This window comes from Halopseudomonas sp. L-58 (assembly GCF_056859475.1).
On sequence record NZ_JBSXON010000085.1, the window covers coordinates 56,326 to 70,400 of the forward strand.

The following is a 14,075-nucleotide window of genomic DNA, read 5'->3' on the forward strand; positions in this document are numbered from 1 at the left end:
GTTACGCGAAAGCCAAATGCAATAGCTTGTAACAGCCTGCACATCACCCATCAGGAAATCCGAGGGGGTTGAATGTCACTGTTTCGCACGATGGTCCTGCTGCTGACAAGCCTGCTGGGCGGCTGCTCGGCGCTGGCCCCGGTCAATTGGCTGGTGCCTGAAAACGGCTACAAAACCCTCACCGATCTGCCCTACGGTGACTTGCCACGCCAGCGGCTCGACGTATACCTGCCGACGGACCTGAAAGCCAACGCCCCGGTGGTGGTGTTCTATTACGGTGGTAGCTGGCGCAACGGCGAACGCGCAGACTACCGGTTTGTCGGCCAGGCGTTGGCCAGTCGCGGCATTATCACCGTGATCCCGGACTACCGGCTGTATCCCGAGGTCCGCTATCCCGATTTTTTGCGCGACAGCGCCAAGGCACTGGCCTGGACCCAGGCCAACCGCAGCAACTGGCAAAGCCCTGCCGGTCCGCTGTTCGTCATGGGCCACAGTGCCGGCGCCTACAACGCCGCCATGCTCGCGCTAGATCCGCGCTGGCTGGCACAGGAACAACTTGCCCCCGAGGTGCTCAGTGGCTGGATCGGTCTCGCCGGGCCCTATGACTTTCTGCCGATCATCAATCCCAATGTGCAGCCGGTTTTCTATCACCCGCAGACGCCGGTCGACTCCCAGCCGCTGGTCCACGCCAGTGCCGCCAGCCCGCCGGCCCTGCTGCTTGCCGGAGCCGATGACAGCCTGGTTGACCCGCAGCGCAACACCCGGCAACTCGCCGAGGCCCTGAGCAACTATCAGGTTGCCACGCAAAGCGCGATTCTGAGCGACATGGGGCACATCAAAATTCTGCTCACACTGGCAGCGCCCTTTCAGGACCGGGCTCCGATGATTGAGCAGATCACCGGCTTCATAAGTAGGCACGGCACGCGGGATGGCGGGCAGCAAGTCAGCACGGATCCGGCTGTCGCCTCAGCCAGAACCAACTAGGAAAAAACGGCACAAGCAAGGGAAGTCAGGGCAACGCCGTCAACCGGACAAACCGAAAAACCCGAGAAGGCCGGGTGATGCTGGAAGGAAAGAGAACGAAGAGGTTAAGCGCAGAGACGCGGTACCGGCGAGTCAACGCCGCCGGTACCGCAGCCGATTACATGCCGACGGCCATACCGACGCCAGCCAGACTGATCAGGGCGCCCAGGCTGCCCATCACGACGCGCGCGGCCTTGCGCTCCTGCAGCCACAGGCCGCCAAACAGACCGGCTGCGTGCAATGCTGCGGTAGCGACCGCGAAGCCCAGCGCGTAGCTCAGCGCACCTGCAGCAGCAGGCATTTCAGCACCGTGGGCGTAGCCGTGGAACAGCGAGAAGCCAGCCACCAGCAGCGCCACCGGCGCAGTCTGGCCACGCTGCACAACAACCAGCAGCGCGCCCAGTACGATGACCGACCCGACGATGCCCAGTTCAACGCCCGGCAGGTGAACACCGGCCATCGCCAACGCCCCGCCAACCAGCATCACGGAGACGAACAGCAGCGGCAGCAGCCAGCGGGCAGCACCGCCCAGCTTGGCGCCGCACAGACCAACGGCCACCATCGCCAGCAGGTGATCCATGCCCATCAACGGGTGCGTGATCCCGGCGGCCAGTCCCGAGACATCATGGCCGGGGTGTGCCTGTGCCAGTCCGGGCAGCAGGGCCAAAGTGGCAATCAAGCCAAGGCGTTTGTTCAGCAGTGTCATGTCAGGCTCCTTGTTGCTGTGCAGTTTCCGGCAGAGCCTTGAGCATGCCCTGACGAACGATAAATTCGATGATCTGGTCCACGCCCTGACCGCTTTTGAGGTTGGAGAATACGAACGGACGCTCGCCACGCATCTTCTTGGCATCACGGTCCATCACATCCAGATCGGCACCGACCAGCGGGGCCAGGTCGGTCTTGTTGATGATCAGCAGGTCGGAGCGGGTGATGCCCGGGCCGCCCTTGCGTGGAATCTTGTCGCCGGCAGACACGTCGATCACGTAGAGGGTCAGGTCAGACAGCTCCGGGCTGAAGGTCGCAGCCAGGTTGTCACCGCCGCTTTCCACCAGCACCAGTTCCATGTCCGGGAAGCGCTCCTGCAGCTCGGCTACCGCGGCCAGGTTCATGGAGGCGTCTTCACGAATCGCGGTGTGCGGGCAGCCGCCGGTTTCTACCCCCAGAATGCGATCTTCCGGCAGCGCCTGATGGCGCAGCAGAAAATCGGCGTCTTCGCGGGTGTAGATGTCGTTGGTAATCACGCCCAGGTTGTAGTGCGGATACAGGCGCTCGCAAAGGGTGCGAACCAGCGCGGTCTTGCCGGACCCGACCGGTCCGCCGATGCCTACCCGCAGTGCAGGTCTGGAAGTCATGTGTCAGTGCTCCTTATGATCGAAACAATCGGGTGTATTGATGCTCATGACGGGCGCTGGCAAAGGCCAGGCCCGGTAATCCTGCGCCGAGATCATCGGCGGAAAGCGTGACGGCGATATCCACCACTGCAGGCAAATCGGGCAGCATGCGATCCAGCAACCGCTGGGCGTCGGTCTGCCCGAGCGGAATCAATTTGGTTGCGGCGCCGGTCTGGTTCTCCAGCCAGCTCCAGAGCGCACCCAGCGCCAGCGCGCGGGCGCCGGTCTGCCAATGCTGGCCGGCCATTGCCAGTGCGGTCATCAGCGCAATCGGCTCGCCCTGAGGCCATTCCAGCGCCGCGGGCACGGCCAGCGACTTGAGCAGACGCAGCAGCGCCCCGCCCTGCTGGCTGTCTTCCAGATAAAGCTCAGCGGTTTCCCGGTTGGCCAGCAGCCAGTCATTCCAGGAGAACAGCGCGCCTTCATCGTCGCGCTCCAGCGCGTCGTACTGGCGCAGCAGCAACGGAATATCCAGCCGCGCCAGCGAGTGACCCAGCAAGCCGCCCAGCCAGTGCGCGGCGCTGTCGATGTCGGTTACCCAGTTCTGCTCGATGGCGTACTCCAACCCTTGCGAGTAGGCGTAGGCGCCAATCGGCAGCGCCGGACTGGCCAGCTGCAGCACACGCAACAGGGCCAGATCGGCGACTGGGTTCAGCTCAGTCATGGGCGTGCCCAGCAAGGCGCAGCAGCGGCGCGGCCGGCGTGGCTACGCTGTGGCTGTGGTTGTGATAGGCGCCCTTCTCCGGGTTGAACGGTGCGGTGATCTGCTCGACCTCCAACCCGAAGCCGACCAGCATGGCGTCCAGCACGTGATCGCACTGGTAGCGCAGTTCGGTGGCGTGCACTTCCAGCGCCACGTGGCGGTTGCCCATGTGATAGGCAGCGCGGGCCAGTTTGAGGGTGTCGTCACAAACCACCCGCGAGAGTTTTTCCGGCGCGGCGGCGATCATCAGCACACTGCCATCGAGGCACTGCAGACGGTCGCCCTGCGCCAGCACGCGGCCACGGGGCAGAAACAGACCGACTTCGTCGCCGGCAACCGTCTTGGCGCGCAGGCGGCTGCGGGTGCGCAGTTCGTAGCTCAGCTCCAGTACGTGGTCATGGGGACCGGACTCGTCCTCCAGCCAGGCATGACATTCCAGCATCGTGCTCTCCTTAAAACAGGTAATAACGCTGCGCCAACGGCAGCTCGTCAGCCGGCTCGCAGAGCAGCTCAACGCCGTCAGCCTTGACCACATAGGTCTGCGGATCGACGCTGATGTCCGGCTGATAGTCGTTCAGCTTCATGTCGGCCTTGCTGATGGTGCGGGTGTTGCGAACGGCCTCGAGACGACGCTTCAGGCCCAGCTTTTCCGCCACGCCAGCATCAATCGCCGCCTGCGAGACGAAGGTCAGGCAGGTGGTGTCCATGCCCCGCCCGAAGGCGCCAAACATCGGCCGGTAATGCACCGGTTGCGGTGTCGGGATGGAGGCGTTCGGATCACCCATGGGCGCAGCCGCAATGGCCCCGCCCTTGAGAATCAGGCTCGGTTTGGTGCCGAAGAAGGCAGGCTTCCACAGCACCAGATCCGCCAGCTTGCCGACTTCAATCGAGCCGACCACATGACCGACGCCCATGGTAATGGCCGGGTTGATGGTGTACTTGGCGATGTAGCGTTTGACCCGCGCGTTGTCGGACCAGTCGTCGTCGCCTTCCAGCGGGCCGCGCTGGACTTTCATCTTGTGCGCGGTTTGCCAGGTGCGGGTAATCACCTCGCCGACGCGGCCCATGGCCTGGGAGTCGGAGGAGATCATGCAGAAGGCGCCCAGGTCATGCAGGATGTCTTCGGCGGCGATGGTCTCGCGGCGAATGCGCGAGTCGGCAAAGGCCACATCTTCGGCGATGGCCGGATCAAGGTGGTGGCAGACCATCAGCATGTCGAGGTGCTCGTCGACCGTGTTGATGGTGTAGGGCCGCGTCGGATTGGTCGAGGACGGCAGCACGTTGGATTCGCCGCAGGCCTTGATGATGTCCGGCGCGTGACCGCCACCGGCACCCTCGGTGTGGTAGGTGTGAATTACCCGACCGTTGATGGCCGCCAGGGTATCTTCAACAAAGCCGGATTCGTTCAGGGTGTCGGTATGGATCGCCACCTGCACGTCGAAGGCATCGGCCACGCTCAGGCAGCAGTCAATCGCCGCCGGAGTGGTGCCCCAGTCTTCGTGCAGTTTCATGCCCATGGCACCGGCCTGAATTTGCTCTTCCAGCGGGTCCGGCAGACTGGCGTTGCCCTTACCGAGAAAGCCCAGATTCATCGGGAAGCATTCGGCCGACTGCAGCATCTTGCCGATATGCCAGGCACCCGGGGTACAGGTGGTTGCGTTGGTGCCGGTGGCCGGGCCGGTGCCGCCACCGATCATGGTGGTCACACCGGACATCAGCGCCTCATCAATCTGCTGCGGGCAGATAAAGTGAATATGCGCGTCGATGCCACCGGCGGTAAGGATCATGCCCTCACCGGCGATGACTTCGGTGCTCGGGCCGACGATGATATCGATTCCGGGCTGAATGTCCGGGTTGCCGGCCTTGCCGATGGCCTGGATGTTGCCATCCTTGATCGCCACGTCGGCCTTGATAATGCCCCACCAGTCAACGATCAGGGCATTGGTGATGACGGTATCCGGCGTCTCGGCGCGGGTACGCTGGCTCTGGCCCATGCCATCACGGATGACCTTGCCACCACCGAATTTCACTTCTTCGCCGTAGCGGGTCAGGTCCTTCTCGACGCTGATCCACAGTTCGGTATCACCGAGGCGAACGCGGTCGCCGGTGGTTGGGCCGTACATTTCCGCATAGGCCTGTCTGCTGATTTCCATTGTTCGCTTCTCCCAATCTGCTCAGAGACTGCCCATGACGTCGCCACGGAAGCCATACACCTTGCGCTCACCTGCCAGCGCTACCAGTTCTACCTCGCGGCTCTGCCCCGGCTCAAAACGCACCGCGGTACCGGCGGCGATGTTGAGACGAAAGCCTCGCGCCGCATCGCGATCAAACTGCAGCGCCGGATTGGTCTCGGCAAAGTGGTAATGGGAGCCGACCTGCACCGGACGATCACCGCTGTTGGCCACACTGATCACCAGCGTTTCGCGTCCTTCATTCAGTTGCAGCACGCCGGGGCGGGTCTGCACTTCTCCTGGAATCATGACGAGCTCCTCAGGGAATCGGGTTATGAACGGTGACCAGCTTGGTGCCGTCCGGGAAGGTGGCTTCGATCTGGACCTCGGCGAGCAGCTCCGGCACACCGGGCATCACCTGCTCGCGGGTCAGCAGCGTGCGGCCATAACTCATCATCTCGGCTACGCTGCGACCATCGCGCGCGCCTTCCATGATGGCAGCGCTGATATAGGCCATCGACTCGGGGTAATTCAGCTTTACGCCACGGGCCAGCCGGCGCTCGGCCAGCAGCGCGGCGGTAAACAACAGCAGCTTGTCTTTCTCGCGGGGGGTCAGCTCCATGAAGAGGGCTCCATCTCAAGTGTTCCAGATGCGTGGTGCGCAGGGTTCCCGCCCGTTGATCAACGGACGCAACTGCCGCCACAGACGAATAAAGGTATTACGCGCATGCTCGGCATGCAGGCCAAGATAACGGCCGATCAGCAGCCCGTTGCGCTGGGTCAGCGCCAGCTCCGGGCAGTCGGTCAGGCTGTCACGCAGATCATCCATCTGCTGGCGGTCCAGCTGCACGGTCGCCAGCCAGGTACCACTGACGCCACAGCCGCCAAGCCCCCAGCGGGCTTCCAGCAGCGGGTCGCCACCAATGAACTGGTTGCGCTCGATATAGATCGGCCGGCCATCGCGCCAGACATCCAGCCGCTGGTCTACCTGACCATAGCTGAAGCCCTCTCCCGCTGCAGGGCGGCCCAAACAGAGCAGATCCCAAGCCACGCAGCGAGCGTCCACGGCGAGATCGATGCGGGTAATCATGCGCGCGTGGCAGCCCTCAAAGGCGATGGTGTCCTGCGGCAGATACTCCAGACTGCTGCCAGCCGCCAACGTAAAGCGATTGTGCTGTACCTGCAGGGTGCCGTTATCACGGGCACGGTAGAACTTGCCGGAGGATGGCGTAGTCAGGACAGCACAAGCGTTCTCCTGCATGTCGGCCTGCAGACGCAGATTGTCACCACTGACCAGCCCACCCGGCGGATGCAGAATATACAGATGCGGGCAGTCCAACCCTTCCGGGGTAAACGGACGCTGCACGCGCAGCGGGCCTCGATGACTGGTATGGGCAAGTTGTGTACGCGCACCGGAACGCACAAAGCCCAGCCGCAAACCGGCCTGCCAGTTCAAAGCGCTGTCATGCTGCTCCAGGTGCCAGGCGTGTGTCATGCGTGCTCATTCCCAATCAATAATCCCGATTTACAGAGCAAGTGCCATGCCACATAAGGAGTCCCGGGTTCCGGGGGACGCACGAGGACAGCGCAGCCATCAGTGCACCGATATGAATCACTGACCATTTGGACAGCTTTTGCATGCACCATTATGAAGCACAATTAGAAACACTCACCGCCTTGCAACTGCGCGCCAATCTGGTAGGGTCGACGGGTCGGCGTCCTGTCGACGTTTTCCCTTACCTCATTTTTACCCAACTCTGATCAAGGAGTAGTGCCGTTCGCCATGAACAAATCCCCTGCAATCGTCCTGACCCGTCTGGATGTTCAACGCCTGGAAAAGGTAATGGCCGATATACCGGCCCCGCTGGAAATGCTCGAAGCGCTTGAGGACGAACTGCTGCGCGCACGCGTCATCAGCCACAAGCAGATCCCCAAGGACGTGGTTACGATGAACTCGACGGTGCGTTTCATTGACGAGGCCAGCGATCGGGAGTTTGTGCTGACCCTGGTCTACCCGGATCAGGCGGGCCGTCCCGGCACCATTTCCGTGCTGGCACCGGTTGGCATGGCGCTGCTCGGCCTGAAGATCGGCCAGAGCATCAACTGGCAGGGTCCGGCCGGCCGCCCCCTGCGCCTGAAGATCATTGATGTGCTCTATCAGCCGGAAGCCAACGGTGACTTCCACCTCTGAGTGATTGCCCCTGACCGGGGCAATGCACCGTATCAGGGCATTTCTTCGCTGCGTTCATGGGACAACTCGAGCGCAGCGCGATCGGTCCACTCTTCACTGAGTTCCGCCTTGACCGAGACGCCCAGTTCCTTGAACTCGTTGACCTGCTTGACCAGGTTGCCGCGTCCGTCGACCAGCTGGTCCCGCGCCTTGCGATAGGCCTGCGAGGCCTTGTCCAGACTGCTTTCAATGCCGTCCATGCTGGACAGAAAGGTGCGCAGCTTGTCGTGAATCTTGCCGGCCCGGTCGGCCAGCTCCGCGGTGTGCCGGTTCTGGTCTTCAAAGCGCCACAGCTGGCGCACGATATTCAGACTGGTCAGCAACGTGGTTGGAGTCGCCACCAGCACATTCTGTTCAATCGCCTTCTGGAACAGGCTCTCATCCGCCTTCAGCGCCTCAACAAAGGCCGATTCGATGGGGATGAACATAAACACCATCTCCGGCGCATTCAGCCCCGGCAGCTCAAAGTAGTTGCGATCCGACAGCTCACGAATACGATCACTGACCGACTGCACGTGCTCACCCAGGGCAATGCGCCGCTCGGCCTCGTCCTCGCTGTTGATATAGCGGGTGTAGGCGTTGAGCGACACCTTGGCGTCGATGATCAGGTGTTTGTCCTGCGGCAGATAGACCAGCACGTCGGGGCGCTGGCGTTTGCCTTCGGCGTTGTTGATGCTGACCTCGCGCTGGAAGTCCTTGCCGGCGCGCAGCCCAGAGCGTTCCAGCACGTTCTCCAGAATCAGCTCCCCCCAATTACCCTGAGTCTTTTTCTGGCCGCGCAGCGCGGTGCTGAGATCATGCGCTTCCTGGGTAATCTGACGGTTCAGCTCCTTGAGATGATTGAGCTCTGCCGCCAGGGTGGCCTGCTGCTGGGTGTCCTTGTGGTGGATATCCTCGACCTTGGCGCGGAACTGGTCGATCTGCTCACGGAAGGGTTTCAGCAGCGCATCCAGCGACTGCTGACTGGTCTGGGAAAAGGCCTGCCCCTTGGCTTCGAAGATCTTGCCCGCCAGCTGTTCGAACTCCATCTTCAGCTGCTCACGGCTGTCCTTGAGCAGTTGCTGTTGCTCGGCAAAGTGCTGCTGGCGCTGCTCGAGGGAGCTTTCGAGGGTCGAGTGACGAACCTTGAGGTCTTCATACTCACTCTGCACTGCATCCAAACGGCCCTGCAGACGCTGACGCTCGCTGCGCAGCTCATCCAGCTGACGCCCCTGCTCTGCCCCCAGCGTCTGTGCGCGCTCGGCCTGAAGTTGCCAGTGCTGCTGCTGGGCCTGCTGTTCGCTGAGCCTTGATTGCAGCAACTTTTGCTGCTCACGCAGCTCGGCCAGGGACTCCTGAAGATGCTCAATGCGAGTCAGCTGCGCGCCGCGCTCACTGCCCTGCTGATGCAGCTCCAGCTGGGCCTGCTGCGCGGTAATCTGCGCCTCCCCGAGCTGCGCCTGCACCTCGGCAAGCTGCTCCTGCAGCGCGCTGCTGCGGCGCATCAACAGCCAGGCAGTGAGCCCCCAGCCAGCCAGCAATGCGAGGGAAAGCACAGGTAACAACAGAGTCAGATCAAGCGCGGGCATGCAATTCTCCTTTAACTGCCGCCATTATCCCTGCGCGCGCACTGGAATGTAACCGCCTTAGCGGCTGCGCAGCGACCCCAGCAGCCCGCGCACAATCTGTCGACCAAGCTGAGTGCCGATGGAACGCATGGCGCTGCGGCCAAACGACGTGATCATGTCCGTCACTTCATCGGCCATGCTCTTTTCACGCCGGCTGCGCGTGGTGCCCTGCTTGCGCGTTTCCGGTTTTTCTTCCGACATCGAACGCTCGGCCTGCTGTTGCAGCAATTCATAGGCAGACTCGCGATCAACCGGCTCGTCGTACACGCCCTTGAGCGGTGAGGAGGCGAGCATGGCAGCGCGCTCGGCGTCCGTAATCGGCCCCATCTGACTGTCCGGCGGTCGCACCCAGATCTGCTGCACGATGGACGGCGAGCCTTTTTCATCCAGCACCGAGACCAGCGCCTCACCCACGCCCAGAGCAGTGATCACGGCTTCGGTATCCAGATCCGGGTTGGTGCGGAAAGTCTGGGCCGCAGCACGGACTGCTTTCTGGTCCCGCGGAGTAAACGCGCGCAGCGCGTGCTGCACCCGGTTGCCTAGCTGCGCCAGCACGGCATCCGGCAGGTCGAGCGGGCTTTGAGTAACGAAGTACACGCCCACACCCTTGGAGCGGATCAGCCGCACGACCTGTTCAATCCGATCCAGCAGCGCCTTAGGGGTGTCATTGAACAGCAGGTGCGCCTCATCAAAGAACAGCACAAACCGGGGCTTGTCGGCATCACCAACCTCCGGCAGCTGCTCAAACAGCTCGGACAGCAGCCACAGAAGGACACAGGCATAGCCGAGCGGGCTCTCCCTATACAGGCGCTCGGCATGCAGGATATTGACCACGCCCTGACCGTGCTCGTCGACCTGGAGAAAGTCATCCAGCGAGACGGCAGGCTCGCCAAACAACGGCTCCCCGCCCTGCTGTTCCAGACGCAGCAACGAGCGCTGGATAGCGCCGACGCTGGCCGGTGAGATATTGCCGTAACGCGGCCCCAGTTCGGCACGGAGCTCGTGGACATGATTGAGCATCGCCCGCAGGTCTTTCATGTCGAGCAGCAGCCAGCCCTGATCATCAGCGACCCGGAACAGAATATCGATGATGCCGCTCTGGGTTTCATTCAGCCCCAACAACCGCGACAGCAGTTGCGGGCCAAGCTCGGAAATGGTCAGACGCAGCGGATGCCCCTTCTCGCCATACACATCCCAAAACACCACCGGCGCACCCTTGGGCTCCAGAGCGTCAATACCTACACGCAGGGCGCGCTGCTGCAGCTTTTCCGATACCACACCCGGTTTCGCGATGCCCGAGAAGTCACCCTTGATATCGGGCACCAACACCGGGACACCCAGTTGCGAAAAGGCCTGCGCCAACACCTGCAGCGTAATGGTCTTACCGGTGCCGGTCGCGCCCGCAATCAACCCGTGACGATTGGCCATGCGCGGCTCAATCGCCACGCCGCCAGCCTGATTGCCACCTATCAGCAGCGGGGAAATAGTCATCAGCCTCTCTCCTGGTAACCGGGACGGACGCCCCGCAGGCATTATGAACCAGGTCGCCAGCGACGCAAGCTGACCTACCCGTTGCAGGCCGAACGCACCTCGCCCCACGCCCCATCACCCCCCATTAGGGGGGGTATAAACACGAAACCTATCGGACTACAATGAGATCCTGCGGCAGAACGGCGTCCCGTCACTGCTGCGAGCCTGGGATCCTCAATAACAACAAGCGCCCGGCGCGAGGACAACATGAAGAACATAACAACAAGAACGTTTCTGACCTGCAGCCTCAAACCCATGGTTGTCGCCATCGCAATGGCTTCCGCACTGCCTGCGCATGCGGTGCGATTCGACATCGGTGAAATCGAAGGCCAATTCGACTCCAGCATTTCCATCGGCTCCAGCTGGGCAACCGCCAGCCCGGACAAGGACCTGATCTGGGCCAACAACGGTGGCAACGCCAACGCCGCCAACACCGACGACAATCGCCTGAACTTCGACAAGGGCGATGCCTTCTCGACCATTTTCAAAGGCATCCACGACCTGTCATTGCAATACGGTAATACCGGCGTCTTCCTGCGCGGAAAATACTGGTACGACTTCGAGCTTAAGGACGGGCACCAGGATCTGTACGACATCGACGATGACAATCGCAAGACCGCGGCCCAGGCCTCCGGAGTGCAGCTGCTCGATGCGTTCCTCTACCACAACTATGCCATTGGCGACATGCCGGGCTCGGTCCGCATCGGCAGGCAGGTGGTGAGCTGGGGTGAAAGTACCTTCATTCAGAATGGCATCAACAGCATCAACCCGATCGACGCGGCCGCCTTCCGTCGACCCGGCGCGGAGATCAAGGAAGGCCTTATTCCGGTCAACATGCTCTACCTATCCCAGAGCCTGACTGAAAATCTCGGGATGGAAGCCTTCTACCAGTTGGAGTGGGATCAGACGGTCATCGACAACTGCGGTACCTTCTTCGCGCCGAGCGATACCCTGGCTGACGGTTGCTACCAGGTCGGCGTTGGGGGAAGCCAAAACGGTGCCAACGGCGATCCAACCTTTGTCTATGTACCGCGCGCCGGCGACGTAGACGCCAGGGACGACGGACAATTTGGCGTATCGTTCCGCTACTACGCCGAGCAGCTGAATCAGACCGAGTTCGGCCTGTACTTCATGAACATTCACAGCCGCCTGCCAACCTATAACACTATCGCAGCTGGCGGCCAGACGGTCATTGGTGCAGAGCCCAATTCCCAGACCGGGCAAGTTGACGTGGCCCTGTTGGGTAATTATTTCCTCGCCTACCCGGAGGACATCCGGATCTACGGTGTCAGCTTCCAGACCAACGTTGGCGGTACTGCGCTGTCCGGCGAGCTCAGCTACCGACCAAACCAGCCAGTCCAGATCAACTCCTACGATCTGACCGGTGCAGCCCTCGATAATGCCGTTACGCCGCTGAACACCAGTGGCCACGTGCCCGGAGCTGTTCTCGGCGTAGCCATTCCCCCCGGCACCATCATTCAGGGCTACAAGCGTTTGCCTGTCACCCAGGCGCAGGTTACGGCTGTCCGTATTTTTGACAATATCCTCGGCGCGCGCAGCATGACCGTCATCGGCGAAGTCGGTTACAACCACGTCAGCGGCATCAAGAAAGGCCTGGATGAACTGCGCTACGGCCGCGACTCACTATATGGCTCCGGGCCACTGCCGTTCGGGGCATGCGAGGGCGTGCTTAACACTGCCAACCCATCGGACTGCACGTACGACGGCTTCTACACCAGCAGCTCCTGGGGTTACCGCGCCCTGGTCAACATGGAGTACGAGGGCTTCGCGGGCGTGGCGCTCAAGCCCAGCTTCGCGTTCTCACACGACGTTGACGGCACCGGTCCGAACTTTGTTGAAGGCTCCATGGCCGCCAGCGTCGGCCTGACCGGGGTGTACAACAACAAGTACAACGCCAGCATCAACTACACCAACTTCTTCGGTGGCGACTACAACCCCAACACTGACCGCGACTTCGTTGCTGTCAGCGTCGGCGTTAACTTCTAATAAGAAACGGAGCAAGCGATGAAACCGATTCACAAACGATCCCTGCAGATTCTCGGTGGCGCCATGCTCAGCGCCCTTGCGCTGTCGGTCAGCGCAGCCGTCTCTCCGGAAGAGGCGGCTAAGCTGCAGACCACCCTTACCCCGATGGGCGCCGAACGTGCCGGCAACGCCAGCGGCACCATTCCCGCCTGGACCGGCGGCATGGCAACCGATGCGGCGCCGGTCGACGCCGACGGTTTTTTTGGCGACCCCTTCGCCGGCGAGCAGCCGCAATACACCATCACTGCGGCGAATATGGATCAGTATGCGGACATGCTGACCGAAGGCCAGAAGGCCATGCTCAGACGCTACCCTGATACCTATCGCATGCGGGTCTTCCAAACCAACCGCAGCGCTACCGTGCCGCAAGAGGTGTTTGACGCGGTCGCCCGCAACGCCGTCAATACACAACTGGCCGAGGGCGGAAACGGCCTAGAAAACTTCGACACGGCCTATCCTTTCCCGATTCCGCAAAACGGTGTGGAGGTTATCTGGAACCACATCACCCGCTATCGCGGTGGCAGCTTTACCCGCGTTATCGCGCAGGCAACCCCGCAGGCCAATGGTTCGAACACCATGGTGATTCTGCAGGATGCGTACAGCTTTGCTACCGCACTGACCGATTACGGCCCGAAGATCTCCGATAACCTGATGTTCTACTTCACCCAGCGTATCCTGTCGCCCTCACGCCTGGCCGGTGACGTACTGCTGGTGCACGAGAATATCAACCAGGTCGAGGAGCCGCGCGCCGCCTGGATCTACAACGCCGGCCAACGCCGCGTGCGTCGCGCACCCCAGGTGGCCTATGACGGACCGGCGTTCGGTGCGGACGGCACCCGGGTCTCCGATAATTACGACCTGTATAACGGCTCGCCCGACCGTTACGACTGGAAACTGGTTGGCAAGCGTGAACTGCTGATCCCGTACAACAACTTCGCTCTTGCCTCACGCGAGTTGAAGTACGATGACATCATCCAGGCGGGCCATATCAACCAGGATCTGGTGCGCTACGAAGTGCACCGCGTCTGGGAAGTGGAAGCCACCCTCAAGGAAGGCCAGCGTCACGTCTACGCCAAGCGCCACTTCTTTATCGACGAGGATAACTGGCTAGCTGGTGCTATCGACCACTACGATGGCCGCGGGGGATTGTGGCGCGTAGCGGAAGCGATGGCTCTGCAACGCTTCGATCTGAAAATCCCCGGATACGCTCTGGAAACGCTGTACGACCTGCAGAACGGACGCTACATGGCGCTGGGCATGACCAACGAAGAACGCAAGCCCTACGACTTCAGCTTCAAGGCGTCGTCTGCCGACTTCACTCCCAACGCACTGCGCGCCTCGGGTATCCGCTGATATCCACCCTCTCCCCCTGTC

Annotated in this window: 14 protein-coding genes; 4 read left to right on the forward strand and 10 right to left on the reverse strand. The window is 61.7% G+C overall.

The annotated features are described in order from the left end of the window. The first annotated feature begins 72 nt into the window (after positions 1-72). Complete coding sequence (locus AC13EY_RS16975) at positions 73-984, forward strand: alpha/beta hydrolase (RefSeq protein WP_088275326.1); 912 nt, start codon at positions 73-75, stop codon at positions 982-984. 157 nt (positions 985-1,141) lie between these two features. Here AC13EY_RS16975 and AC13EY_RS16980 read toward each other — a convergent pair whose 3' ends face one another. Genes AC13EY_RS16980 through AC13EY_RS17015 form a run of 8 tightly spaced genes read right to left on the reverse strand, consistent with a single transcriptional unit; the run spans position 1,142 to position 6,783 of the window. Beyond that, a complete protein-coding gene (locus tag AC13EY_RS16980; RefSeq protein WP_482876903.1) occupies positions 1,142-1,729 on the reverse strand; it encodes a HupE/UreJ family protein in 588 nt (195 codons plus the stop codon). Between the two features lies 1 nt (position 1,730). Next, a complete protein-coding gene (gene ureG / locus AC13EY_RS16985; protein ID WP_482876905.1) occupies positions 1,731-2,375 on the reverse strand; it encodes an urease accessory protein UreG in 645 nt (214 codons plus the stop codon). Positions 2,376-2,388: 13 nt separating this feature from the next. After that, positions 2,389-3,078, reverse strand: a complete 690-nt coding sequence (locus AC13EY_RS16990; RefSeq protein WP_482876907.1) for an urease accessory protein UreF — start codon at positions 3,076-3,078, stop codon at positions 2,389-2,391. Then, entirely contained in the window at positions 3,071-3,559 is a 489-nt protein-coding gene (gene ureE / locus AC13EY_RS16995; RefSeq protein ID WP_338213735.1) for an urease accessory protein UreE, read from the reverse strand. Before ureE ends, AC13EY_RS16990 begins: the two co-directional genes overlap by 8 nt. Before the next feature lie 10 nt (positions 3,560-3,569). Further along, the gene (ureC, locus tag AC13EY_RS17000; RefSeq protein ID WP_335598876.1) at positions 3,570-5,270 is read right to left on the reverse strand and encodes an urease subunit alpha; all 1,701 of its coding nucleotides are present in this window, start codon (positions 5,268-5,270) and stop codon (positions 3,570-3,572) included. Between the two features lie 21 nt (positions 5,271-5,291). Continuing rightward, positions 5,292-5,597 (reverse strand): urease subunit beta, encoded by a 306-nt coding sequence (locus AC13EY_RS17005; RefSeq protein WP_088275339.1) that lies wholly within the window; start codon positions 5,595-5,597, stop codon positions 5,292-5,294. A 10-nt stretch (positions 5,598-5,607) separates the two neighbouring features. Further along, a complete protein-coding gene (gene ureA / locus AC13EY_RS17010; protein ID WP_088275341.1) occupies positions 5,608-5,910 on the reverse strand; it encodes an urease subunit gamma in 303 nt (100 codons plus the stop codon). A gap of 15 nt (positions 5,911-5,925) precedes the next feature. Beyond that, positions 5,926-6,783, reverse strand: a complete 858-nt coding sequence (locus AC13EY_RS17015; RefSeq protein ID WP_269687617.1) for an urease accessory protein UreD — start codon at positions 6,781-6,783, stop codon at positions 5,926-5,928. A gap of 288 nt (positions 6,784-7,071) precedes the next feature. Here AC13EY_RS17015 and rnk point away from each other — a divergent pair, with 288 nt between their 5' ends. Next, positions 7,072-7,479, forward strand: coding sequence for a nucleoside diphosphate kinase regulator (gene rnk / locus AC13EY_RS17020; protein ID WP_228246225.1), 408 nt, complete (start codon positions 7,072-7,074; stop codon positions 7,477-7,479). A 32-nt stretch (positions 7,480-7,511) separates the two neighbouring features. Here the strand turns inward: rnk and AC13EY_RS17025 are convergent, their stop codons facing one another. Continuing rightward, on the reverse strand, positions 7,512-9,086 hold the full coding sequence (locus AC13EY_RS17025) for a DNA recombination protein RmuC (protein WP_228246224.1): 1,575 nt from the start codon (positions 9,084-9,086) through the stop codon (positions 7,512-7,514). Positions 9,087-9,143: 57 nt separating this feature from the next. After that, entirely contained in the window at positions 9,144-10,616 is a 1,473-nt protein-coding gene (locus AC13EY_RS17030) for a helicase HerA-like domain-containing protein (protein ID WP_338213737.1), read from the reverse strand. Positions 10,617-10,862: 246 nt separating this feature from the next. On the opposite strand from AC13EY_RS17030, the gene AC13EY_RS17035 reads away from it, so the two are divergent. Together AC13EY_RS17035 and AC13EY_RS17040 are read left to right on the forward strand one after the other, a co-directional pair. Further along, entirely contained in the window at positions 10,863-12,662 is a 1,800-nt protein-coding gene (locus AC13EY_RS17035) for a DUF1302 domain-containing protein (protein WP_373315001.1), read from the forward strand. 18 nt (positions 12,663-12,680) lie between these two features. Then, positions 12,681-14,054: a DUF1329 domain-containing protein gene (locus AC13EY_RS17040; RefSeq protein WP_338213738.1), complete on the forward strand. Its 1,374-nt coding sequence runs from the start codon at positions 12,681-12,683 to the stop codon at positions 14,052-14,054. Positions 14,055-14,075 lie beyond the last annotated feature (21 nt).

Coding starts and splice junctions, on each gene's coding strand:
- AC13EY_RS16975 (WP_088275326.1), top strand. CDS start 73: ATGTCACTGTTTCGCACGATGGTCCTGCTGCTGACAAGCCTGCTGGGC.
- AC13EY_RS16980 (WP_482876903.1), bottom strand. CDS start 1,729: ATGACACTGCTGAACAAACGCCTTGGCTTGATTGCCACTTTGGCCCTG.
- ureG (WP_482876905.1), bottom strand. CDS start 2,375: ATGACTTCCAGACCTGCACTGCGGGTAGGCATCGGCGGACCGGTCGGG.
- AC13EY_RS16990 (WP_482876907.1), bottom strand. CDS start 3,078: ATGACTGAGCTGAACCCAGTCGCCGATCTGGCCCTGTTGCGTGTGCTG.
- ureE (WP_338213735.1), bottom strand. CDS start 3,559: ATGCTGGAATGTCATGCCTGGCTGGAGGACGAGTCCGGTCCCCATGAC.
- ureC (WP_335598876.1), bottom strand. CDS start 5,270: ATGGAAATCAGCAGACAGGCCTATGCGGAAATGTACGGCCCAACCACC.
- AC13EY_RS17005 (WP_088275339.1), bottom strand. CDS start 5,597: ATGATTCCAGGAGAAGTGCAGACCCGCCCCGGCGTGCTGCAACTGAAT.
- ureA (WP_088275341.1), bottom strand. CDS start 5,910: ATGGAGCTGACCCCCCGCGAGAAAGACAAGCTGCTGTTGTTTACCGCC.
- AC13EY_RS17015 (WP_269687617.1), bottom strand. CDS start 6,783: ATGACACACGCCTGGCACCTGGAGCAGCATGACAGCGCTTTGAACTGG.
- rnk (WP_228246225.1), top strand. CDS start 7,072: ATGAACAAATCCCCTGCAATCGTCCTGACCCGTCTGGATGTTCAACGC.
- AC13EY_RS17025 (WP_228246224.1), bottom strand. CDS start 9,086: ATGCCCGCGCTTGATCTGACTCTGTTGTTACCTGTGCTTTCCCTCGCA.
- AC13EY_RS17030 (WP_338213737.1), bottom strand. CDS start 10,616: ATGACTATTTCCCCGCTGCTGATAGGTGGCAATCAGGCTGGCGGCGTG.
- AC13EY_RS17035 (WP_373315001.1), top strand. CDS start 10,863: ATGAAGAACATAACAACAAGAACGTTTCTGACCTGCAGCCTCAAACCC.
- AC13EY_RS17040 (WP_338213738.1), top strand. CDS start 12,681: ATGAAACCGATTCACAAACGATCCCTGCAGATTCTCGGTGGCGCCATG.